16 protein-coding genes are annotated in these 23,702 nt (G+C 55.0%); 14 read left to right on the top strand and 2 right to left on the bottom strand.

Going from position 1 to position 23,702, the window contains the following annotated elements; translation table 11 throughout:
* The first annotated feature begins 64 nt into the window (after window positions 1-64).
* Both EYR88_RS04845 and EYR88_RS04840 read left to right on the top strand, forming a co-directional pair.
* A complete protein-coding gene (locus EYR88_RS04845) occupies window positions 65-4,873 on the top strand; it encodes an NAD-glutamate dehydrogenase (protein WP_242632454.1) in 4,809 nt (1,602 codons plus the stop codon).
* A gap of 9 nt (window positions 4,874-4,882) precedes the next feature.
* On the top strand, window positions 4,883-6,370 hold the full coding sequence (locus EYR88_RS04840) for a PAS domain-containing sensor histidine kinase (RefSeq protein WP_131088573.1): 1,488 nt from the start codon (window positions 4,883-4,885) through the stop codon (window positions 6,368-6,370).
* Window positions 6,371-6,446: 76 nt separating this feature from the next.
* Here the strand turns inward: EYR88_RS04840 and EYR88_RS04835 are convergent, their stop codons facing one another.
* Entirely contained in the window at window positions 6,447-8,165 is a 1,719-nt protein-coding gene (locus tag EYR88_RS04835) for a LysM peptidoglycan-binding domain-containing protein (RefSeq protein ID WP_165477275.1), read from the bottom strand.
* A 206-nt stretch (window positions 8,166-8,371) separates the two neighbouring features.
* Between EYR88_RS04835 and EYR88_RS04830 the strand changes: the two genes are divergently transcribed.
* On the top strand, window positions 8,372-8,725 hold the full coding sequence (locus EYR88_RS04830) for an Rv2175c family DNA-binding protein (protein ID WP_131088571.1): 354 nt from the start codon (window positions 8,372-8,374) through the stop codon (window positions 8,723-8,725).
* 108 nt (window positions 8,726-8,833) lie between these two features.
* Here EYR88_RS04830 and EYR88_RS04825 read toward each other — a convergent pair whose 3' ends face one another.
* On the bottom strand, window positions 8,834-9,940 hold the full coding sequence (locus tag EYR88_RS04825; protein WP_131088570.1) for a polyprenyl synthetase family protein: 1,107 nt from the start codon (window positions 9,938-9,940) through the stop codon (window positions 8,834-8,836).
* 162 nt (window positions 9,941-10,102) lie between these two features.
* Between EYR88_RS04825 and dinB the strand changes: the two genes are divergently transcribed.
* The 11 genes from dinB to EYR88_RS04770 all read left to right on the top strand — a co-directional run bounded on the left by dinB (window position 10,103) and on the right by EYR88_RS04770 (window position 23,628).
* Complete coding sequence (dinB, locus tag EYR88_RS04820; protein ID WP_131088569.1) at window positions 10,103-11,269, top strand: DNA polymerase IV; 1,167 nt, start codon at window positions 10,103-10,105, stop codon at window positions 11,267-11,269.
* A 181-nt stretch (window positions 11,270-11,450) separates the two neighbouring features.
* Window positions 11,451-11,834 (top strand): DUF3040 domain-containing protein, encoded by a 384-nt coding sequence (locus EYR88_RS04815; RefSeq protein WP_131088568.1) that lies wholly within the window; start codon window positions 11,451-11,453, stop codon window positions 11,832-11,834.
* 532 nt (window positions 11,835-12,366) lie between these two features.
* Window positions 12,367-12,780, top strand: coding sequence for a division/cell wall cluster transcriptional repressor MraZ (gene mraZ / locus EYR88_RS04810; protein WP_131088567.1), 414 nt, complete (start codon window positions 12,367-12,369; stop codon window positions 12,778-12,780).
* A gap of 172 nt (window positions 12,781-12,952) precedes the next feature.
* Window positions 12,953-13,945, top strand: coding sequence for a 16S rRNA (cytosine(1402)-N(4))-methyltransferase RsmH (rsmH, locus tag EYR88_RS04805; RefSeq protein ID WP_131088566.1), 993 nt, complete (start codon window positions 12,953-12,955; stop codon window positions 13,943-13,945).
* 1 nt (window position 13,946) lies between these two features.
* Window positions 13,947-14,726: a hypothetical protein gene (locus tag EYR88_RS04800; protein WP_131088565.1), complete on the top strand. Its 780-nt coding sequence runs from the start codon at window positions 13,947-13,949 to the stop codon at window positions 14,724-14,726.
* Window positions 14,727-14,799: 73 nt separating this feature from the next.
* Window positions 14,800-16,614: a penicillin-binding protein 2 gene (locus EYR88_RS04795; protein WP_242632453.1), complete on the top strand. Its 1,815-nt coding sequence runs from the start codon at window positions 14,800-14,802 to the stop codon at window positions 16,612-16,614.
* The gene (locus tag EYR88_RS04790; RefSeq protein ID WP_131088564.1) at window positions 16,608-18,200 is read left to right on the top strand and encodes a UDP-N-acetylmuramoyl-L-alanyl-D-glutamate--2,6-diaminopimelate ligase; all 1,593 of its coding nucleotides are present in this window, start codon (window positions 16,608-16,610) and stop codon (window positions 18,198-18,200) included. Before EYR88_RS04795 ends, EYR88_RS04790 begins: the two co-directional genes overlap by 7 nt.
* Window positions 18,201-18,250: 50 nt before the next feature.
* Window positions 18,251-19,708, top strand: a complete 1,458-nt coding sequence (murF, locus tag EYR88_RS04785) for a UDP-N-acetylmuramoyl-tripeptide--D-alanyl-D-alanine ligase (RefSeq protein WP_131088563.1) — start codon at window positions 18,251-18,253, stop codon at window positions 19,706-19,708.
* The gene (gene mraY / locus EYR88_RS04780; RefSeq protein ID WP_131088562.1) at window positions 19,705-20,808 is read left to right on the top strand and encodes a phospho-N-acetylmuramoyl-pentapeptide-transferase; all 1,104 of its coding nucleotides are present in this window, start codon (window positions 19,705-19,707) and stop codon (window positions 20,806-20,808) included. Before murF ends, mraY begins: the two co-directional genes overlap by 4 nt.
* Entirely contained in the window at window positions 20,790-22,334 is a 1,545-nt protein-coding gene (murD, locus tag EYR88_RS04775) for a UDP-N-acetylmuramoyl-L-alanine--D-glutamate ligase (RefSeq protein WP_131088561.1), read from the top strand. Before mraY ends, murD begins: the two co-directional genes overlap by 19 nt.
* Before the next feature lie 43 nt (window positions 22,335-22,377).
* Window positions 22,378-23,628: a putative peptidoglycan glycosyltransferase FtsW gene (locus EYR88_RS04770; RefSeq protein ID WP_131088560.1), complete on the top strand. Its 1,251-nt coding sequence runs from the start codon at window positions 22,378-22,380 to the stop codon at window positions 23,626-23,628.
* Window positions 23,629-23,702 lie beyond the last annotated feature (74 nt).

Raw genomic sequence — 23,702 nt, 5'->3', positions numbered from 1 at the left:
CAACGGCGCGGGCACATCGAACTTTGTTCTTGGAGGCGTTCAGTTGAACTCGTCGGAATCCAGCATGTCAGAATCATTCATGGATGCGACTCTCACCCCAAAATTGGTGAGCGAGTACTATGGCCAGATTGCGACCGAGGACGTGGCGGCCTACCGGCCCGACGAACTCGAATCGCGAGTGGCGGCACACCTTGAAATCGGTTATGAGCGCGAAGCGGATACCCCTAACGTTGCCATCACTCGAAATAACGGAATCTCCGTAGTTCACATCGTCACCGATGACATGCCATTCTTGGTTGATTCGGTCACCGCAGCATTGGTTCAGCTTAATTCGCCAATTCAGCTCGTGGTACACCCGACTTTTGTGGTCTCTCGTGATGATCAAAGTGGCGAAATCGTCAAGATTAGCCACGCAGGCCTACAGCATGTTGCCAGTGGTGACACCGCAGCGCTGTCTGATCTCAGCACCCTGATCTCCGCAGGTTCGGCCACCCATGTCGAATCATGGATTTCCATCGAACTGGCTCGTGAGTTGAGCGATCAGCAGGCTGAAGAACTGGTGGAGCGACTCTACAGCGTTCTGTCAGATGTTCGCGTTGCGGTCAACGACTGGCCAGAAATGTTGGACCAGGCAAAAAACATCGCGCATACCCTGCCACAGACCGCGCACGCTGAACAGATCGCAGAGCTGTCCCAGGCAGCTGAGCTGCTCGACTGGATGGCAGATGGTCAGTTCACATTCCTCGGATACCGAGAATACGATCTGGAATGCGTTGATGGTGAAGAAGTTCTTGTTGCCCGTGCTGGTAGCGGCCTTGGACTCATGCGGGAAGTTGAATCTCAGGGCCCGCAGCATTTGACCAAGCAAGGTCGCATCACCGCACGCGATAAGAGCGCGCTGATCATTACCAAAGCTAACTCACGTTCAACGGTGCACCGTGGCGTGTACCTGGACTACGTAGGTGTGAAGAGCTTTGACGCTAACGGTGAAGTTAACGGTGAACGCCGCTTCATCGGTCTATTCGCCTCTAGCGTTTACACCTCAAGCGTCAAGACCGTTCCAGTAGTTCGCGAGAAGGTTCAGGCCGTCCTGAAGAGCACGGGATTCGCTGTGAATTCCCACTCTGGCAAGGACATCACCACCATCTTGGAAAGCTACCCTCGTGATGAGATGTTCCAGATTACGGTGGAGGACCTGACCCAAACCGCACTGGGAATCCTGCGTCTGCAGGAACGACGTCGCACTTCAGTCTTCGTGCGCACCGACGATTACGGTCGCTTTGTCACCGCAATGGTCTTCTTGCCCCGTGATCGTTTCTCCACCGCGGTACGACTGCGTGTTGAGCAGGAACTGCAGGACACCTTCAATGCGGACTCGGTTGAGTACGAAGCACAGCTTGGTGCCGGCGCATTGGTCCGACTGTTCTACCGCCTACGTCTGCAGCGCAACGGATCCAACCCGCAGGTGGACCGTAACGCTCTAGAGGAACGTATTGCTAAGGCCGTTCGCTCCTGGTCTGATGCCATCGTTGACACCGCGCGAACCAACTTGGAACTGGGCGACGCCAATACGCTCTCCAACGCTTGGGCCGAGGCCTTCCCGGCTGCCTACAAGGTTCAGTTTGAAATTGAGGATGCGTTCAAGGACGTCAACCTGCTTTCCAGCCTTGATGAAGATACTGAAAGCGGACCGGTCGTTTCCTTCTACGACCCGACCAGCCGTGATGAAAAATCACCAGTCTCAAAGCGCATGAAGATTTTCGTGACGCGTCCTTTGTTGCTCTCACGGATCTTGCCAGTACTGCAGGATCTGGGACTTGAGGTTGTTGATGAACGACCTTACGAGTTGAACCCAGAGGGCATCGGACAGCGCTACATATACGACATGGGTTTGAAGTTCGATGAAGCGATCGATTTCAGCTCTGTCGAAACCAAACTGGCTGAAGCTTACAGCGCGGTAGTTCGCAACGTAGCTGAATCCGACAGCTTGAATGCGTTGGTTTTGCGCGAAGGACTGTCCTGGGAGCAGGTGGCCATGTTGCGCGCCTACGCTCACTACCTGTTGCAGCTCGGAGTGCCTAACTCCACCGGCTTTATCGCCAACACCCTGGTGGACAACGCTTCGGTAACCCACAGCATTGTGGAGCTTTTCCAAGCTACCTTCGATCCTGCCTTGAGCAGTGAAGCATCCGAGGTAGCTCGTGAAGCTGCTAAGGAAAAGATTGCGCAAGCACTTGAAGCAGTGCCAACACTGGACGCTGATACCTTGCTTCGCCGCTTCGTCAAGGTCATTGAAGCTACCAAGCGAACCAACTACTTCACCGCTCATCAGGCGTTGGCCTTCAAGCTGGCTCCTGAGGAGATCGACTTTGCGCCGTTCCCACGTCCAAAGCACGAGTTGTGGGTTTACTCGCCACGCGTTGAAGGAACCCACTTCAGGTTCGGAGCCGTTGCACGCGGTGGCCTACGTTGGTCGGACCGTCGAGAAGACTTCCGTACCGAAGTTCTTGGGCTAGTCAAGGCTCAGATGGTGAAGAACTCGGTCATCGTTCCGACCGGAGCTAAGGGTGGCTTCTACGCCAAGCAGCTGCCTAACCCTGCTCAGGATCGTGGCGCCTGGCTTGAAGAAGGCAAGGGCGCGTACAAGGTCTTCATCAGCACCTTGCTGCAGCTGACCGACAACATGGTGGCCGACGCAGAGGGGGAGCACATCGTAGCTCCCGAAAACGTTGTGCGCCGCGATGGCGATGACTCGTACCTGGTTGTTGCTGCCGATAAGGGCACTGCAAGCTTCTCCGATATCGCTAACTCACTGTCCGCAGAAAAGGGACACTGGCTGGGCGATGCCTTCGCTTCGGGCGGTTCGGTTGGTTATGACCACAAGGGCATGGGCATCACCGCGCGAGGTGCGTGGGAATCGGTCAAGCGTCACTTCTTCCAGCTCGGTGTTGATACCCAGAGTGATGAGTTCAGCGCAGTAGGCGTGGGCGACATGTCCGGCGACGTCTTCGGTAACGGACTGCGTCGTACTCCGACCGTGAAGTTGCTGGCGGCCTTTGACCACCGCGACATTTTCTTGGACCCAACACCGAACGCGCAGGTTGCTTTTGACGAACGTCAGCGCCTGTACGACCTGCCTCGCTCCAGCTGGGCGGACTACAACAAGGAACTCATCTCGGCTGGTGGCGGCGTGTACTCGCGAAGCCTCAAGTCGATCCCGATTACTGCAGAGGTCCGCGAAGTCTTGGGACTGAGCGCTGGAACGGTCAAGATGAGCCCTAACGAATTGCTCAAGGCAATTCTGTCCGCTCCGGTTGACCTGCTGTACAACGGCGGCATTGGCACCTACGTCAAGGCATCCACCGAAACCAACGGTCAGGTCGGAGACCGCGCCAACGATGCATTCCGCATTGACGGCAAGGACCTGCGTGCCAACGTGGTCGGTGAAGGCGGTAACTTGGGCATGACCCAGCTGGGTCGTATCGAAGCTGCTAATAACGGTGTACTGCTCAATACCGACGCCATTGATAACTCTGCTGGCGTTGATACCTCAGACCGTGAAGTCAACATCAAGATATTTGTTGATCGTCAGATCGCAGCCGGAAACTTGAGCACTGAAGAGCGCACTGATTTCTTGCTGTCGATGACTGACAATGTTGGCGACCTTGTTTTGAAGACCAACTTCGAGCAGAACGTGTTGTTGCTCAACGAAAAGCATGCAGCGTTGGCGTGGGCTCCTGCCTATGAGCGCCTCATGCAGTGGCTTGAATCCGCAGCGGACCTCAACCGCGAGTTGGAATTCCTGCCAAGCACCGCACAGCTTGAAGAACGCCGGGCCTCGGGCGGAGCCATGACGACTCCAGAACTTTCGGTGCTCGCCGCATATTCCAAGATCCAGTTGGCTAATGCGTTGACTGAATCGGATATTGCTGATGATCCGTACTTCGCGCAGATCCTGCGCGGGTACTTCCCTGAAAAGCTCGTAGAGCGATTCGGAGATCAGCTGCAGAGCCATCCGCTGCGTAAGGAAATCATTGCCACCGTAGTTGCCAATGACGTAGTCAACGTCGGCGGTATCACCTACGTATTCCGCGCAATGGAAGAAACTGGTGCCAACGAAGTTCAGATCGCCAAGGTCTTCTGCGCACTGCGCGAGATCTACGGATTTGACCGTCAGTTTGATGCCATCAATGCCCAGCCTGCAGGAACTAGCCTGGATCACTGGGGACGTCAGCACCACGACATGCGTCGTTTGCTGGACCGCGCCACCCGTTGGTTCATCAACGGCGTCGATGAGCAGCTACTAGTCACCGAGGCGGTAAATCGCTTCAAGGACACCGTGACGCAGCTGCGTAAGGCCTTGCCTACTATCCTTCGTGGAAAAGACCTTGTGCGGTTTAACGAATGGCGTGACGAAGCGCTGGGATACGACATTCCAGAACTTCGTGCGAGCATGTGGGCTACGCAGTTCGAGTCCTTCGCTTTGCTGGACATCGCGCAGTATGTGCACCGCACTTCGATTTCTCCAATCAAGGTAGCGGAAACGTACTTCGTGCTTTACGACCTGTTTGGCGTGGACAGTCTGTTGAATCGGATTACGCGATTGCCTCGATCGGATCGTTGGCAGGCGCTGGCTCGTGCAGCGATGCGTGACGACCTGTACACAACAATCATGGATCTGACCGGCAACATCTTGGAAGCGCATGGGGATATTGCAGATCCATCAGAGCGTGTTGCTGCTTGGGAGAACGTAAACGCGGCTAACCTAGATCGTGCGAAGACAATGTTTGCTGAAGTGAACAGCCTCGAACGAGACGACATGGCGTCTCTGTCCGTTGCCCTTCGCCTGTTGCGTTCCATCGTACGAAGGTAAATACCGCCAATGGCACTCATCACCGAAGAATTACGTCAACGCGCTGCGCTAGCACCCGGTGATGAGGACTGGCTCCACCTGCTGGTGGGGGACTGGCAACTGGTCTCGGATCTCTCATTCTCTGACCTTGTGTTGTGGTTCCCCACCGGCGATGGCTCTTATGTAGCCTTAGCGCATGTGCGCCCTTCAACTTCTCACACTGCTTTCCATAGTGACTTTGTTGGAGAGCGCATTCGTAAAGATTTACGGCTCATGGTGGATCAGGCATGGGAAACCTTGCAAATTCAACGCTCCGCGGAGCAGGTCGGTAACGACATCATCTTGGGCCTAACCACGGTTCAAGCGATTCCTCTGGTCCGCCAGAATCGTCCCGTAGCCGTCATTACCTCGCACTTTGATCCGAACCAATCACGGACCCCGTCCAACCTGGAATTGGTGTACCGGCAAAGCGCAGATGACCTGCTAAAAATGGGTACCCACGGCCTCTGGCCAGAATTTGGCAGCCCCACCGGTTCACGTCGAGGTGCACCACGCGCCGGTGATGGTTTTATTCGACTCAGTGTTGATGGTGTTGTTGAATTCGCGAGCCCCAACGCTGTATCTGGTTTCCGTCGTCTCGGTGCCGCGGATGTCCTTCAAGGCCAGCCACTAGCCGACTTGACCATGGCTTTGGTCAGCGACCGCCGGGTGGTAGACGAAACACTCCCGCTGGTGCTTCAGGGCAAGATGCCGTGGCGTACCGAAGTTGAACACCGTGGTGTCACTCTTTCGTTGCGTGCAATTCCGTTGCGCAACGAATCCAAACGTTGGGGCGCACTGGTTCTGTGCCGCGATGTCACAGAGCTTCGTCGTCGCGAAAAAGAATTGGTCACCAAGGACGCGACTATCCGAGAGATCCACCACCGGGTCAAGAACAACCTGCAGACAGTCGCAGCCTTGCTGCGCATGCAGTCGCGTCGGATGACCTCTGAAGATGGCAAGCAGGGCCTGGAACAGGCAATGCGACGTGTCTCGACCATCGCGTCGGTTCACGACTTCCTGTCTAAGGGTCTAAACGAGACCGTGAAATTTGATGACCTGATGGACCGTCAGTTCCGGTTGATTGTTGAAATCGCGTCGCCTGAACAACGCGTCTCCACACGCCGAGAAGGCGAATTTGGTATGTTGGCCGCTGATCTAGCCACTCCGTTGTCGTTGGTTATCAATGAATTGGTTACCAACGCTGTGGAACATGGTTTGGCGCAACGCGACGGCGAGGTTTCGTTGGTCGCAGAGCGCTACATTGGTACGGACGGTGTGGACTGGCTGCGCGTGGTCATTGAAGACAATGGTCATGGCTTGCCCCCGGAGCCACGACGTGAGGGGCTCGGCCTGCAAATCGTTCGAACCTTGGTGACAAGTGAACTCTCCGGTGAGATCCGTTGGTTGCCCAGAGAGGGCGGGGGAACCAAGGTCCTCATCGACATGCCATTGGACCTGGAACGAAGAAACTCCTAAGCAAAAACAAAAGACCGCAGCTACAACGATGGTCGGCCAAGCATCTAAGTGCTTGGCCGACCATCGTTTTTGCAATTTAGCGGAAGTTCTTCATGTGCGCCTTTACGCTAGCAACATAGCGCTTGGTGTCCTCGTACATGCCGTACTTCTTCACGCCACCCAGGCCCTGGTAGTACGCTGCGATTGCAGTGTCCAGGTCGTCGGTGTTGTTCAAGTTGTAACGGATGACTGCAACACCGGCAACCACGTTGTCACGTGGGTTCAGCGGGTTGAGGTTCTGACCGATGCTGGAAGCAATCCAGTCGCTGGTGCTTGGCAAGACCTGCATAACGCCTACTGCGTTAGCTGGAGAGACCGAGCGCATGTTGAATCCGGATTCCTGATAAGCATGTGCCTGTGCCAAAGCCGGGTCCACACCCATGCTCAGAGCGGTGGAACGAATCAACGCCTGCATTTCTGCGCGGCTTGGAACGTCAACTGAGTCTAGGTAGTTCTTGTTCTCGTTGGCGCTGCTGACAACATGATCTTCGTAGGTGCGACCTTCAAAGGTGTTGCCGATCTTGTCTTTCTTGACATTGCTCGTCGGCGCTACGGTTGAGCCCGAGACCTTGATCTTGGTACCAATCTTGAGCGGGGAGCTGGTGCTCAAATTTGGATTCAGATTGAGCAAAGACTTCAAAGACATATCGTGCTTGACTGCGATTCCACCGAGGGTGTCACCGGACTTCACGGTGTAAGTGGAAGTCGTTGCCTTTGGCTTGCTCTGAGCGGTCGACTTCGAAGAGGAAGAAGAACCACCCGAAACCTTGATCTTGCTGCCTGGATAAATTGGCTTGCTGGCCGAGATGTCATTGATCTTAAGCAGCTCGGAGAGGCTCATGTCGTGCTTGACTGCGATTCCACCAAGCGTATCGCCTGACTTCACGGTATAGCTCGAGGTGCTCGACGAGGAAGATTCCTTTTTGGAGGAGTTGGACTCGTGGCTTGAACTCGATCCGCTGATCTTCAGCTTGTTGCCCGGGAAGATAACCTTGCTTGCCGAGATGTTGTTCTTGCTCAATAGCGAGGACAGGCTCATGTTGAGCTTCACCGCGATGCTGCCGAGGGTGTCTCCGGCCTTTACAGTGTACGTGGCGGAGCTCGAAGAGCTGCTCTTAGGCTTGGATGTTGAATTCTGGTCTTTCGAATCCGAGCTGGATCCGCTGACCTTCAACTTGGTACCCGGGAAGATGACCTTGCTGGCTGAGATGTCGTTCTTGCTCAACAGCGAGGACAGGCTCATGTTGTGCTTGCTGGCGATCGCGCTGAGCGTGTCGCCGCTCTTCACCGTATAAGTTTTTGTTCCCGAGGAGTTGCTGGACTTAGGGGAATCCTGTTTTGAAGACTTCGAGGATTCGGGCTTGCCGGAAACCTTGAGAGTCTTGCCCGCGATGATGACATCGCTCTTCAGACCATTGAGCTTTTTCAGCTCCGATACTGAGAGGTTGTATTCCTTAGCCAGTCCGGAAAGAGTTGCGCCGGCAGGAATCTTGATTTCCTTCACGTCGCGCTTTGCTGCTAATCCGAGGGTTGAAACTCGTGATGCGATCAAGTGAGCCTTGATCTGTTCCTCGGCAACCTTGATGGTTTCTGGGGTGATTGCCTTGGCTAGGCTGCCAGAGGCTTTGGGGAGGGATGCGGGAGCTGCCTGCGCTGCTGGTGCCAGCGCAAGGCTACCAATGACTGCGGCTGGGATAGCCGCGCCTGCTACTACGCCTAACGCATGCTTAGAGACATGTTTGGATTCGTGGGGCATGGAGTCAATCCTCATATATACGGTGAAAATAACGGTTTTTACTTCTCGGCAACCAGAAGGACGCAAGTTCCCAATGTTGTTCGTGATGCAATTGTTATCAAAGTGATACAAGGAAATTTACACTACTCCTGTGACGCATGGAAACTACTGAGGCCAGTTTTTCTAAAGTTTCTGCGGAGTTTGCGAATTTGTGGGAACCTTGAGGGGTGAAGGAAATCGTAGATCTCGTCGGCCAGTGGCTGACCTTGCCCGATGTGGCAGAAGAATTAGAAATCGACATTCGACAGGTGCACCGCCTCCTGGATGAGCGTGCAATCGTGTCAGTAAGAATTGGTGAGCGCAATGTTCGTTCCATCCCAGCTGATTTTCTCCAAGACGGCTCGGTAGTCGAGAGCCTGAAAGGTACGCTCTCGGTACTTTTGGATGCCGCGTACTCGGACGAAGAATCAATCGTGTGGCTATTCACCGAGGATGATTCGCTTCCTGGCACTCCAATGGACGCCCTGCGTTCGGGCCGCAAAACAGAAATCCGACGCCGTGCTCAAGCCCTGGGCTGGTAGTTCTCCCGTACATCAGTAGTTAGAGAAACTGGCAACAAAAAGGTCTCAACCATATTCCGAGCAAACGGATGGTTGAGACCTTTTGTTATGAAATAGAGACGGCAGTGGCTACTTTGAGCGCTTGGTGACCGCGTCGCTCAGTTGTTGTAGTCCGGCTAGGGCTAGGGGAGAGATCGTTAGTGCCTCGAGCGCTTCCTGGGATTGCTCGGTAAGTTCACTAATACTGTTCTCTGTTGCGGCCAAGGCGCCGCTGTCTCGAAGTATGTTGCTTAGTTGCTGAACTTCTTGGTCAGTCATATCGGCTGCGCCGAGTCGCGTCTGAATGAAATCGCGTTGTGCATCATCTGTAAGAAGCAATGCATGCGCAATCAGCTCCGTGCGTTTACCTTCCAAAAGATCGCCACCAGTTGGCTTGCCAGTTACATCGGCATCGCCGAATACGCCCAGTACATCGTCGCGCAGCTGGAACGCTTCGCCCAAAGGCAACGCGAAAGCAGAATATTGGGCCAGAAGCTCTTCGCTGGCGCCGGCTAGTGCACCACCTATTAGGAGCGGATTTTCCGTCGAGTACTTGGCGGATTTGAAAGTCACGATAGTTCGTGCGCGTTTGACGGCTTCACGGGGGTCGTAGGCAGGGCCAGCCGATTCCTCCAGTACATCCAGATACTGACCGGCCATAACTTGGGTTCGCATACGGTTGAAAATCTGACGCGCGTTGGCTGGCAGATCGCTGATTTCAGAGAAGGCTTCCTCACTCAGTGAAAGGCACAGGTCGCCCGTAAGGATGGCACTGGCTGTTCCATAAGCGGCGGCGCTGCCGGACAAGCCGAGTTGTTGGTGTTGAGCTTCGAACCGTTTGTGCACACTTGGTTGGCCCCGACGAGTATCCGAGTTATCGATGATGTCATCATGAATCAGCGCAGCTGCTTGGAAAAGCTCCAAGGCTACGCCAAGTCGGACGATGTCCTGCGAGTCCTTAGTTCCACCTGCTCCTAGAAATCCCCAGTAGGCGAACAATGGGCGCAGTCGTTTGCCGCCACGCGTCAAAGAGGTAATAGCGTTGACAATTTCCGTGGCACTGGTCGTGATTTGTCCAACCTCGACACTCTTGGTAGCCAGGAACTCCTCCAGTGCCTGCGCGACTTTTGTCGTATAGGCGCGGCTAAGATCGATGGCGTCGACCTCGAAGGAGGACAAAGAATCAGGCAATGACATGCAAAATCGTTTCTTTGAGTGAAGTACAGGTGGCAGGTACAACTCTACCGGTGAATGCTCGGCGCTGTCGGTCAACCAAGCGCTAATAATCATCATAGTGAAAACCGAACATATATTCGAGTATGGTAGTTGTGTTCGGGGTGGTTGAACCAGGAGGTCAAGATGGGGCATCGAGCGATATTGCATGTCGACATGGACGCGTTCTTCGTCTCTGTCGAGTTGCGTGACCGTCCAGAGCTGGTTGATAAACCGGTGATAGTTGGGTTCCCTGAAGGACGAAGCGTGGTGCTGTCCGCTTCTTATGACTGCCGGGCTAGGGGAGTGCATTCGGCGATGCCGATGAGCCAAGCGATTCCGTTGATGCCGGAAGCCACAATCGTTGAACCGAGCCATCACAAGTATTACGAAGCCTCAGAACAGATCATGGCCTATTTCCGAACCTTGACTCCACTGGTGGAACAGGTCAGCGTTGACGAAGCATTCTTGGATGTCACTGGTAGTGTGCGCATGCTCGGTGGGCCGGTGGAGATCGCACGAACGATTCGCCAGCACATTAGCCAAAACATGGGATTGCCTTCCAGCGTGGGAATCGCCAAGAACAAGTTTGTTGCCAAGTTGGCCTCAACCTATGCCAAGCCCAATGGGATGGCTGTTATTGCTCCGGAGCGGACCGAAGAGTTCCTGGAGGATTTGCCCGTGTCAAAGATGTGGGGCGTTGGGAAACGAACAGGGGAGCAACTGCATGCTTTGGGTATTGAAACTGTCGGGCAGCTATCGCGGGAGCCGGAGTCTCGACTCGTTGCACGGATGGGGGAGCACGGCCGATCTTTGCACCTCTTATCTAAAGGGATAGATTATCGACCGGTCGAGGTGACGCGAGAGGAAAAGAGTATCTCGGCAGAGCACACATTTGCAGAGGATATTTCTGACCCGCAAGTACTGGAAGGTGAGCTTCTTCGGCTGAGCCATCGGGTTGCAAAAAGATTGCGTGACCAAGGGCATGCCGCCGGTGGTGTGGGACTGAAAATCAAGTATCGCGATTTCACAGGACTAACACGAACAAAAACTCTTGGTGCCGCGACGGATTCATCATCGGCCATTGGTGATGCTGCGCTGTCTTTGCTTAATAAGCTTTCGCCTCTGGCCCAGCCTGTGCGACTAATTGGTGTTCGCGCGGAGCGACTGCAGGATCCTGAGTATGGATTGCAACTAAGTCTGGACCCGAAGGACGAAAAAGTAAGGGAAGCTGAACGAATGGCTGACTTGATCGGACAGAAATTCCCTCAGTCGTTGGTGACACCAGCACGTTTCTTGCGGCCGCGAGAATAATCCGTTTCTGTGTGCCAGGTGGGTATATGAACCAGTGGTGAAGATCAACTGGCAGGCTGGCAACAAATGAGACTATCCTAGTAGTAAGGCTCAAATGATTTGGGGAACTTTTTCCTCCTGATCCACGTTGAACCTCACGACGGTAAATGACCGTCAAGTTTGCCTTTGGAAGGAGAAGACGATGCCGCTATCGGAACACGAGCAGCGTTTGTTGGAGCAACTTGAAAAACAGTTGCACGAAGATCGTCGCTTCGCTTCTAGTATGAAGGGGCCTGCAAGCACAGGCCGCCTTTCCACGCGTAACGTCGCGCTAGGCATACTTCTGGTGATCGTCGGTCTTGCTGGCCTCATATTTGGCATCTCCCAGCACATTATTATTCTTGGTGTCCTTGGGTTCGTTGTCATGTTTGGTGGGGTTTTGTTGGCCTTGACCAAGTCCGCCTCTGGCAAACTAGGTCGAGCTGGAAATACTGGACAGAATTCCACTGCGAAGAATAATTCGCAGTTCATGTCGAGTCTTGAAGAACGCTGGAATCAGCGCAAGCGAGATCAGTCCGATAGCTAGTCGGACACGTAGTTGAGGTGTAGCCCCTAGGGTTACACCTCTTTTTTGTCCAAAAACTCATGCCGCCTTATTGATGGGCAAGCCTGAAGGTGACCAAGATTTCCCCCTGGATGCCACGTGACTGAGCGCATTTTCGGCCGTCCCTGCGGTGCGCGAGCAGTGCGTCATGCGACACGCCTCAAAGTGCTATTTCAAACTCTCGGCAGATTCCAAGCTTGGTTGTTCCAGCGGCGTTTTGGCGCCACCCCACTTTGCTCCCTAAGCCACTCCACTTTCCACCACTGGACTCAGGATTCCCTAGATTCCGCAGTATTTCACTGCAAAATCTCTGAAACAGTAGTGAAGTCTGTCTAGGATCCCCTCGCTCCCTCCACCTGCAATCAGTCTGAGAACCCGCTAGATTGCGCTGATTTTTTACTCCAGACCCTCGCGAAACCAGTGAAATCGCATTGACAGTGGAGGGTTGTGGAGTAAAGTGGAGGCAAGTAGAGAAGAATGGGGCTTCTGGCCGATTCGTGGAGAGGTGGTGTGCATGTTCCTTGGAACGTACACGCCCCGACTCGATGAAAAAGGTCGCCTAATTCTTCCGGCTAAATATCGTGATGAATTGTCCTTCGGGCTGGTTCTTACCCGCGGTCAGGAACGTTGCATTTACGTTTTCAGTCAGCGGGAGTTTGAGAAACAGCATGAGCAACTGGCTCAGGCGTCATTGACCTCACGACGAGCACGCGACTACGCACGTGTGTTCCTCTCGGGGGCATCTGATGAAGTTCCGGACAAGCAGGGACGAGTCACGATTCCGCAGGTACTGCGTACCTACGGTGGCCTTGACCGTGAAGTGACAGTAATTGGTGCGGGTAACCGCATTGAAATCTGGGACACGCAGGCATGGCAACAGTATCTGGATGAACAGGAAGACGTGTTCTCAGATACGGATGAGGACTAAGGGCTGCGGCCCAAGGTCAATCCGACAGCACAAGATGTTGGGATGAGATCTCCAGCCACCTAGAGGGGGAAGATCGTCTGGCTCCACTTCCCCGGAGCCAGAAGGTTGAACTGCCACTTGGTTGGAGGGGGATCTGATTCCAACAACACTTTGAACATCGAAAGGGGGCGCAGTGCCAAATCAAGATTCTCAACGACCAGCATCAGAACGCCATGTTCCAGTACTTCTGGACCGTTGCGTAAATCTCCTAGCACCAGGTATTGAACGGGCAAATGCTGAAGGCCGTCGAGCAATCGTTGTGGACTGCACCCTTGGTATGGGTGGCCATTCAGAAGCCATTTTGAAGCGGTTTGAAAACTTGCACCTTATCGGTCTTGACCGTGATGAGCAGGCACACGAACTAGCAGGCGCTCGATTGAAGCCATTCGAGGATCGCATCGATCTAGTGCACGCTGTCTACGATGAGATCGCAGACGTAGTCGAGGACTTGGGCTTCCCAGGCATTGACGGCGTGCTCTTCGATCTTGGTGTTTCCTCGCTGCAGCTCGACGAGCGTGAGCGTGGCTTCGCTTACTCCTACGACGCACCTCTAGACATGCGAATGGACACTTCCGTAGGGCCAACCGCAGAGGACCTAGTCAACGACTTGGACCGCGAGGAACTGCTGCGGATCATTCGACAGTGGGGCGAAGAAAAATTCGCCGGACGGATCTCGACCGCAATCGTTGAGGCACGTGCCGAATCGCGAATCACCACTACCGCCGAACTGGTCGAAATCATTCGTCGAGTCGTGCCGGCGGCGGCTGCTCGCAATGGCGGCCACCCGGCCAAACGAACTTTCCAGGCACTGCGCATCGCAGTCAACGAGGAACTAGACGTTCTTGAACGTGCTATCCCAGCAGCAATGGGCGCACTGAACGTCGGGGGACGAGTTGTTGTGATGAGCTACCACTCCTTGGAAGACAAGATCACCAAGCGCCACTTTGTCCAAGGTGGCACATCTTCGGCCCCTCCGGGATTCCCGGTAGAGCTTGAAGAACATAAGGCTGAATATAAGGTCCTTACCAAAGGCACCGAAAAGCCGAGCGACCAGGAAATTGCAGAAAATTCCCGCGCAGCCTCAGCTCGTTTACGAGCTGTGGAGCGAGTGTTGAAGAGGAGCTAGGATGAGCCAACGAGCCCCGCGTCGCGTGCAGAATGCTGCAATCGTGAACAACCAACCAGTTGTCCAAGGCAACACTGCACGAGCCTTACGCCCAGAGCCCGTGCTCGCTAGCGAGTTGCCAAAGAGTGATTTGCGACAGCGAGTGACTCTTTCTTTGGTCCCACGGATCAGAGAAACAAACCGACGCTCCATGGTCACCATGTCAGCAGTCCTCGTTTTGCTCGCCTTCAGCGTTATCGTCACCCTGGTGTTGCTCAACACTTCTGTGGCACAGCGTCAGTACGACATCGTCTCGCTGCGCAATCAGGAACGTGCTCTTTCGCAAGAGAATCAATCATTGCTCAAAGAAGCGCAGTCCCTGGGTGCACCTCAGGCACTGGCTGCCAAGGCTAAAGATCTGGGTCTGGTTTCACCAGGTGCTCCTGGATTGATCAGCCTTTCGGAGAGCAAAGTGACTCAGGACGCTGAAGTAGCAGTCAAGGCTAAGGACAGCAAGCAAGAGTACGGCACATTGCCTCTGCCAGGCTCAACGACCAGCGAGAGCAAGAAGACTGAGTCAAAGGCTAAGGAAGAAAAGTCCTCGACTCCAAAGACCACTGTGGGTAAAACCTCACAAGAAGCAAATGCGTCCACTGCTTCGGCTCAGGATTCCAAGGAAACCGTGGTGACTACCGCAAAAAGCAACCGCGAGGTAGCTGATAACGGTCGCCCGGTATTCCAGGAATCAGAGCTCAATGGCGGCACGATCCCGGCTCCAAGCACCAAATCCCCAGCAGGGTAGCCAGATCTTCCTAAGCTAGATAAGAGCTAGCGGATACTGCTGGAAACCACGCTGAGGGAAAGTTAGGTTCATTGTGAGCTCGACGGCAATCGACACTGTGAAAAAGCGGATGCGCTTCGTACTGCTTCTCTCGGTAATCTTGTTGGTGGTGATCCTGGGCCGGTTGGTTTGGGTCCAGGGCATCAACGCAACTTCCGTCGCCAACGCAGCCCAGGAAAATCGCGAACGCCAAGAAACCATTGCTCCGACCCGTGGCTCCATTGAGGACCGCAACGGAACAACTCTGGCCGTCTCAGTTGATCGCTACGATCTTGTCATCGACCAGCGCCAGCAGGATGAAAACATCCGCCGCGCAAAACGCGATGGTTCCAACGGCCACGAGATGGTCTCTTGGGATCAGGCCATTGATGAACTAGCTGATGCGTTAGATCAAGACCGCGAAGAACTGGCAAAAAAGGTTCGCCCGCAAGGAGATGCAACTCCTAAAGGCTACGTAGTCCTTGCCAAGAGCGTGACTCCAGAAGTACGCAACGAAGTTAACGAAATCGGCATTCCTCGCCTGTCTTCCTTGCTACGCAGCGAGCGCCAGTACCCACAGGGCGTCATTGCCGGACCACTTTTGGGGTTCGTCAAAAACTCTGAAGACCAGACCTCGGTAGTTGGTGCCGAAGGTTTGGAACTGAGCCAAGAAGATCATTTGGCTGGAACCGAAGGTAGTCGCAAATACGAGATCAGCGCCGACGGCGTTCGTATCCCGGTGACCGAGGTTGAAGAAACTCCTGCAGTTAATGGTCAGGACGTTTTGCTGACCATCGACTCAGATATCAACTACGTGGCTCAGCGCGCTGCTGAAAAGAAGCGCGACGAGTTCAACGCCGAGTGGGTTTCCGTGGTTGCCATGGAAGTTAAGACCGGCAAGATTCTGGCTATCGGTGACTCTGCCGAGCTTGATCCCAATGACCCGGGCGCGACCGATCCTGAGTTCCGTCACTCCACATCCATTACTCGTGCCTTCGAGCCAGGTTCCACCGGTAAAGCAGCAATCTTCGCTGCGGCCATTGATCAAGGTGTTGTTAAGCCCACCGACGTGATGACCGTGCCGAACAAGAAGACTTTCACCAAGGAGACCATCAACGACTCCTTGCGGCACCCAACCTACGACATGACTGTCGCCGGTGTCTTCGCCCGTTCATACAACACCGGTACGGTGATGATCGGTAGCAAGATGAGCAAGCAGACCCGCTATGACTACATGAGGGCCTTTGGACTGGGAACTCCCATCCAGGTTGGCCTCAATGGTGCTAGTGCAGGCCAGCTGGCCAAGCCAGAAAATTGGGACCGTCGTCAGCAGTACACCACCATGTTCGGTCAGGGCTACTCGCAGACTGTGCTCCACACTGCCTCGATCTTCCAGACCTTGGCCAACGGTGGCGTGCGACTTTCTCCAAGTCTGATCGAAGGCTACCGAAACGATGATGGTTCGGTCACTAAGATTCCTGACCCAGAGCAGAAACGCGTGGTCAAAGAAACCACAGCCAAAGAGATGCTTAAGGTCATGGAATCCGTGGTCGACTACGGAACCGGCTACAAGGAAGCCATCCCCGGATACCGCGTTGGTGGTAAGACCGGCACCGGTCAGGCCGCGGGTGCTAAGGGCTACGACGGCTATACTTATTCCTTTGCAGGTGTAGCACCTTTGGAAGACCCACAGTACGTAGTTGTCGCAACCATGTATCGCCCTAAGGGTGACTGGAAAGCCTTCACGGTCGCTGACACGTTTACCGACGTGATGAGCCACACGCTTAACACATTCAACGTGCCACCGAGCACAACAGATTCAGAGGCGTATGACGTCTTTGCAGGTAAGGAACAAAAGAAATCTTGGTAGCCCAGAATCCCGGAACTCCACGCGAGTTGGAGCGGTACCTTCGTCCAGAGAACATGGCCGGCTTGGGCTTTGAACAGGTCTGCGGCGCTGCTGGCGCGGTTCGAACGCGAACTGCGTTCAACGCTACCGTGCAGGTTTTCGGAGTAAGCCTGAACCCGCAAGTTATCCAGCCAGGCGATGTCTTCCTTGGCATCTCCGGGGCGAAGCGTCACGGCGCAGAATTTGTTGACACCGCGATCTCCAATGGCGCCGTCGCGATCATCACCGATACCGCCGGACTGGAGTTACTGCCCGAAGACCTGTCCATTCCGGTCGCCGTGGTTGCCAACGTACGTAAATCTGCAGCGCAGATTGCCCAGGCTGTGTATGGCACCAAGGACAAGAGCCCAACGCTGTTCGCAGTCACCGGGACCAACGGCAAAACCACCACCACCTTCATGATTCGTTCGATTCTTGAAGCGCTCGGTGAGGTGACCGGACTGATCGGCACCATCGAAATGTCTGCGCGGGGTCAAATTATCCCCAGCGTTCTAACCACTCCTGAATCAACCCAGCTTCACGGAGTACTGGCGCGCATGGCGCAGCAGGACGTCACCAGCGTGGCCATGGAAGTCTCCAGTCACTCCTTGAGTTATGGACGCGTTGACGCGCTGAACTTTGCGGTGGCCGGTTACACCAACCTCACCCAGGATCACTTGGACCTTCACGGGACCATGGAAGATTACTTCCAGACCAAGGCCGAGTTGTTCACTGCTGAACACAGCCAGAGCGCGGTCGTGATGGTTGATGATCAATACGGGGCACGGCTAGCAGACCAAGCCCAGATCCCTACCTTGTCGCTGAGCTTGGATGAAAGCAATACCGCTGCACATTGGCGAGTCATCGAGTTGGAGCACTCTGGGCTCGGCCATAGCTTCACCTTGGCACACCGCGACGGACAGGTACTGCGCACCCGCACCGCGTTGCCCGGCATGTTCAACGTAGCTAACGCCGCGCTAGCAACCGTCATGGTGCTCGCAAGCGGAGTAGAACTTGACGCTTTGCAAAAGGCGCTGGATGCCAAGGATCCGCTTTCGGTGGCCGTTCCAGGTCGAATGCAGGTCGTGGCCGAGTCACCGGTTGCAGTCGTCGACTTCGCGCACAACTCTGATGCCTTGGCCAAAGCCTTGGACTCGATCCGTCCTGGTGCTAACGGGCGACGCATTATCGTCTTTGGCGCCACCGGTGAACGAGATAAGACCAAGCGCCCAGATATGGGAGCCGTGGCAGCGCGTCACGCGGACATTGTCATCGTCACCGATGATGATCCACACGGTGAAGCACCAGAACCGATTCGTGAACAAGTGGCGGCCGGAGCGCAAGAGGTCATCCGCAACGAACGCGGCGAAACGGTGCTCTACAACATCGCGCCACGCGCCAAAGCCGTGGAATTCGCTGTGAGTTTAGCCAAGAGCAACGACGCAATCCTCGTAGCCGGTCGTGGCCACGAAGTAAGCCAAGACGTTGCGGGAATTGATGTAGAACTCGACGATCGTGTGGAATTAGCCAACGCGCTAAATCTTCATGGATTTGTGACCAAATCCTAGATTGAACAAGACCACTATCGCCTCCGCACGAGTGTAAAGTCCTTAATGCCATGATTGAACTGTCTTTGACTGACCTACTGAAGATCACCGGGGGAGAAGCGAGTGCTACAGTCGCTTCCGACACGCTGATCACTTCCGTGACCACGGATTCGCGTGAAGTTACTTCAGGCTGCTTATTTGTAGCCAAGCCCGGAGAATTCTCCGACGGACACGCGTTTATTGATCGCGCTTTAGCCTCCGGAGCCGTACTAGCTCTGGCAGAACGGCTGACCTACGACGACGCCCGGAACGTACATCCGGCCATCATCGTTGATGACGCTGTTGAGGCAATGGGCAAGATCGCCGCTCACATTGTTCAGTACCTGAAAGCCAAAAACGACGCCAAGGTGGTTGGCATTACCGGTTCGGCCGGAAAAACTACCACCAAGGACTTGCTAGCGTCGATCCTTTCGGACGTGGCACCGACGGTATCACCCATCGGCTCCTACAACGGTGAAGTTGGCGTACCGCTGACGGTGTTCACTGCGACGGAACAAACTAAGTACCTTGTGATCGAGATGGGCGCTACTGGCCTTGGCCACCTCACCTACCTCACCGACATGGTGCACCCGCAGGTCGGAGTGGTGCTCTGTGTTGGTACCGCCCACGCGGGTGAATTTGGCGGCGTGCAAAACATCGAGAAGGCCAAGGGCGAACTTGTTCAAGCTTTGGACACCGATGGCATCGCAATTCTGAACGCTGATGATTCCCGTGTGGCTCGCATGGAAGACCGGACCTCCGGTGAAGTGCGTTTCTTTGGCACAAGCGAGCACAAACCAGAACGGGCAGGGGTCTGGGCCAGCGACATTGTGGTCAATTCTGCAGGACAGCCGCAGCTCACCCTTGAATTCCCTAACGGTTACAGCCAGCGGATTACCTCCGGGCTGCTCGGCCGACACCACGTCAGCAATATCTTGGCAGCTGCTAACGCGGCCTACGCACTAGACATCGACCCTGAGGCCATCGCCTCAAGCCTAGACGGACGGGCCGCCGGTAGCCGTTGGCGCATGGAGCGTATCGAACGCGCCGACGGGGTGAGCATCATCAATGATGCCTACAACGCCAACCCTGAATCCATGCGTGCCGCTCTGGTAACGCTGGCAGAACTGGGACTGGGCGAAGACGGTGCACCGGGTCGACGCACCTGGGCCGTACTGGGTGAAATGCTTGAACTCGGTGATGAACGAATTCACCAACATGACTTGCTCGGACGCTTAGCCGTTCGAATGAACATTAAGAAACTGGTTGTTGTTGGATCCGGCGCTAAGCCGGCTTACAACTCGGCCGTGCTTGAAGGTAGCTGGGGCGACGAGGCGTACTACGTTGAAAGCGTGGACGAAGCTCGTGAACTGCTGCAAGCTGAACTTCAACCAGGGGATATTGCCCTATTCAAGTCCTCTAATGGGGCCGGTCTGCGCTTCCTTGGCGACGACATCGCAGCATTCGTGAAGGAAGGCGAAGACGCGTGATCGCATTGATCTTGGGGGCTGGCATTGCCCTCGTTTTGACCATGGTGGCAATGCCGCTGTACATCAAACTGCTTACTGCTAAGCAGTATGGCCAAGTGGTTCGTGATGATGGACCAAACTCCCACGCCGTAAAGTCAGGCACCCCAACTATGGGTGGCGTGGTCTTTGTGCTCGCGGTATTTGTTGCATACTTCGCCACTCACGGCATCCTTGCCTTGATGGGACGCTCATCCTCTGGCATCACCGCCAGCGGATTACTTGCCCTGCTGCTCTTTGGAGGCATGGGTCTGGTCGGCTTCCTAGATGACTTCATCAAGATCTTTAAGAAGCGTTCCCTGGGTCTACGCGCTTGGCAGAAGATCGTCCTTCAGGCGATTTTTGGTATCAGCTTTGCGGTGATGGCCTTGCAGTTCCCTAACGAACGCGGCCTGACCCCGGGCTCCACCGCGATCTCATTCCTTCGCGACTCCAACATTGATCTGGCATTTGCTGGACCGTTACTTGGACTCATCCTGTTTGTGATCTGGGCGAACTTCATCGTTACCGGTACCACTAACGCGGTGAACCTCACCGACGGTCTGGACGGGCTAGCAACCGGTGCGGCAATTATGGTCTTTGGTGCCTACACCCTGATGGGGATCTGGCAGCAGAACCAAGCGTGCGCCAACATCAGCTCGATGGATGTTTGCTACTCGGTTCGTGACCCACAGGACCTGGCCCTGCTTGGTGCCACCCTCTCCGGTGCACTGATCGCTTTCCTTTGGTTCAACGCCAAGCCGGCCAAGATCTTCATGGGCGACACCGGCTCGTTGGCTATTGGTGGCGCCATTGCCGCGTTCGCGATCCTCTCGCGCACCCAGCTGTTGCTTGTAGTCATTGCCGGTCTGTTTGTCATCGTTGCACTCTCGGTGATCATCCAGGTGGGCTACTTCAAGATCTCCGGTGGTAAGCGTGTGTTCAAGATGGCACCGTTGCAGCACCACTTTGAACTTTCGGGCTGGTCCGAAGAAAACGTCGTAATTCGATTCTGGATCCTTGCCGGCCTCTTTGTGGCTGCCGGTTTGGGACTCTTCTACTCTGAATGGGTTGTCGCACTGTGAGCGCAGATGCCAAAGAACTTTTGGACTCACTAACTAGCTGGGATGCTAACTGGAAAGGTTTGCGTGTTGTTGTTGCAGGCATGGGGCTTTCCGGCTTCTCCGCCGCCGACACACTGATCGAGCTGGGCGCCATCGTCACCGTCATTGACGGCAAAGATGATGAGAAGAACCAGCAGCGTGGCGAAACGCTCAAGATTGTTGGCGCCCACGAAGTATTGCTTGGTGCCGAACACGTTACCTCCCTGCCATTGGTAGCTGGAGAACAAGCACAGCTGGTGATGGTTTCACCAGGCTGGAATCCACGTAACCCAGTGATCGCGCAAGCTGCGAATCTGGGAATTGCTATCTGGAGCGACATCGAGCTGGCCTGGCGTGTGCAAAACCGTGCCGGCCATGTGGCCCCAAAGTGGTTGGTGATTACCGGTACCAACGGTAAAACCACCACGGTGGGCATGACCGAATCGATCTTGCGTGCAGCCGGACTGAAGGCCATCGCCGTAGGTAACGTTGGCACCCCGATTCTTGATGCAGTTCGCGAACCGGTTGAATACGACGTTTTTGCCGTAGAACTTTCCAGCTTCCAGCTGCACTACACCCACAGCATCTCGCCGTTGGCCTCCGTGGTTCTGAATATCGCAGAAGACCACGTTGACTGGCACGACGGCTTTGAGAACTACAAGGACGCTAAAGCGAAGATCTACGAACGCACTCAAGTTGCTGCGATCTTTAACGCTGAAGAAGAAGTCACCATTTCGATGGTGGAAAATGCTGACGTCATTGAAGGCTGCCGTGCTATTGGCTTCACCACTGATACTCCAGCAGTATCCATGCTTGGCATCGTGGAGAACCTGTTGGTTGACCGTGCTTTTGTTGAAGATCGCAAATCGAGTGCCGCTGAACTGATCCCGCTGGATCAGATCGGTGAGATTGTTCCTCGGCACACGGCAGCCAATGCTGCCGCAGCAGCGGCACTGACCCGCGCCTACGGTGTTGAACCAGAAGCCGTGTTTAACGGTTTGAGCGGTTTTGATGCTGGTGAACACCGCATCCAAGCAGTAGCTCGAAAGAACGACATCCTCTGGATCAACGATTCTAAGGCGACCAACCCACACGCCGCGGACGCCTCCTTGGCTGCCTTTACGCGTGTTGTCTGGATCGCCGGCGGCCTATCTAAGGGTGTTGAATACGAAGAGTTGGTCGCTAAGCACGCACACCGCTTGGCTAAGGTGCTGGTGATCGGAACCGACACCGCGGCACTGATTAAGGCTCTGGCTGCCAAGGCTCCGGATGTTGAGGTCATCAACATCACCGCTCTGGCACAGTCGGCACAATTGAGTGAACCAACCGGCACCGACGTCATGGCTCAGGCCGTGGCGAAGGCTGGCGAAATCGCTGAGCCAGGGGACACCGTGCTCATGGCACCTGCGGCGGCTTCGATGGATCAATTCAGCTCTTATGCCCAGCGTGGCAACGCGTTTATCAGCGCCGTCAGTGATCTGATGGATAAAGCTGGCGAAGAGAACTAAGCAACCGTTTACCGTACAGATGACACCAAGGCAGGAGGCACCGATGGCGACAGAGCAACATCAGCCAGCCACGGGGGCCGCAGCAAAAACTCCCTTGTTGACCAAACTGATTGGCACGGTTGAAAGTGCCAGCGGACGCATGGCGTCCATGGATTACTGGATGGTCCTTGCGATCTCGGTAGTACTGGCCATCTTCGGAGTATTGATGGTGCAGTCCTCCGCCTCGGTGGAAGCCATCGCCAAAGGCAAAGACGGCTTCACCGTAGCCCTATCGCAGGCGATGTTCGCCGGCGTGGGCATCCTGTGCATGCTAGGTATGCAGTTCCTCAAACCAACCAAGCTCAAAGCTCTGGCTTGGCCGGCAGTTTTTGGTGCACTGTTGTTGCTGTTCATGGTTGCCTTTACCCCGTTGGGTCACACCGTGCTGGGTAACCGAAACTGGATCAGGATCGGCCCTTTAGGCTTGCAGCCAAGTGAGTTCGCAAAGTTGGCTTTGGCCGTTTTTGCCGCCTTCATGCTTGAGAAGAAGCAGCACATGCTGCACGACATCAAGCACTTGGTCATCCCGGTCGTCGCTCCGGTTGGCATCGGCATTGTTGGCCTGGTGGTTGTCGGTAAAGACGTTGGTACTGCACTGGTGCTGCTGATGGTGATCGCCACAGCGATGTTCCTTGGCGGAATTCGCATGAAGTGGTTGGCCGGCTTCGGAGCCGTAGGCCTTGTTGGCATGGCCATCGCCGTTATGGGATCTTCCAACCGACGTCAGCGTGTGCTTGCGTGGCTGGATACCGATTGTGGTCCTAGCGACCAGCTTTGTTACCAGGCAAGTATGGGTCTGCACGCTTTCGCCTCCGGTGGCTGGTTTGGTGTGGGCGCCGGGCAGTCCCGCATGAAGTGGTCTTATGTGCCAGAAGCTCAGAACGACTTCATTTTCTCCATTTTGGGTGAAGAGTTTGGTCTGATTGGTGTGCTCTTCGTACTTGCTATGTTCATCGTCTTGGCCCTGGCTATGTACCGCATTGCGATTCGAGCCAACGACATGTACACCAAGGTGCTCATGGGTTGCTTGATGGCGTGGGTCGTTGGCCAGACGTTCGTAAACTTAGGTACGGTTACCGGAGTGCTTCCGGTCATTGGTGTCCCGCTACCGTTTATCTCATCCGGTGGTTCGGCCATGCTAGCCATTATGTTGGCCATGGGCTTTGTCCTGTCATCTGCTCGGGCTCAGAAGCTAGCTTTTGAAGCCAGCGCAGAGAAGAACCTGGACAAAACCAAGCCAACTAAGCAAAAGTAGCGCACCGTTCGCCACACAAACGTTGACGCCCTGAATTCATATTGAAGGGCACCAAGCCCGTACGTTCGGGGCCA

The sequence above is a fragment of the Arthrobacter sp. S41 genome (assembly GCF_004320535.1).
Taxonomy (GTDB): Bacteria; Actinomycetota; Actinomycetes; order Actinomycetales; family Micrococcaceae; genus Glutamicibacter.
This window is presented reverse-complemented; position numbering and strand designations above follow the sequence as displayed.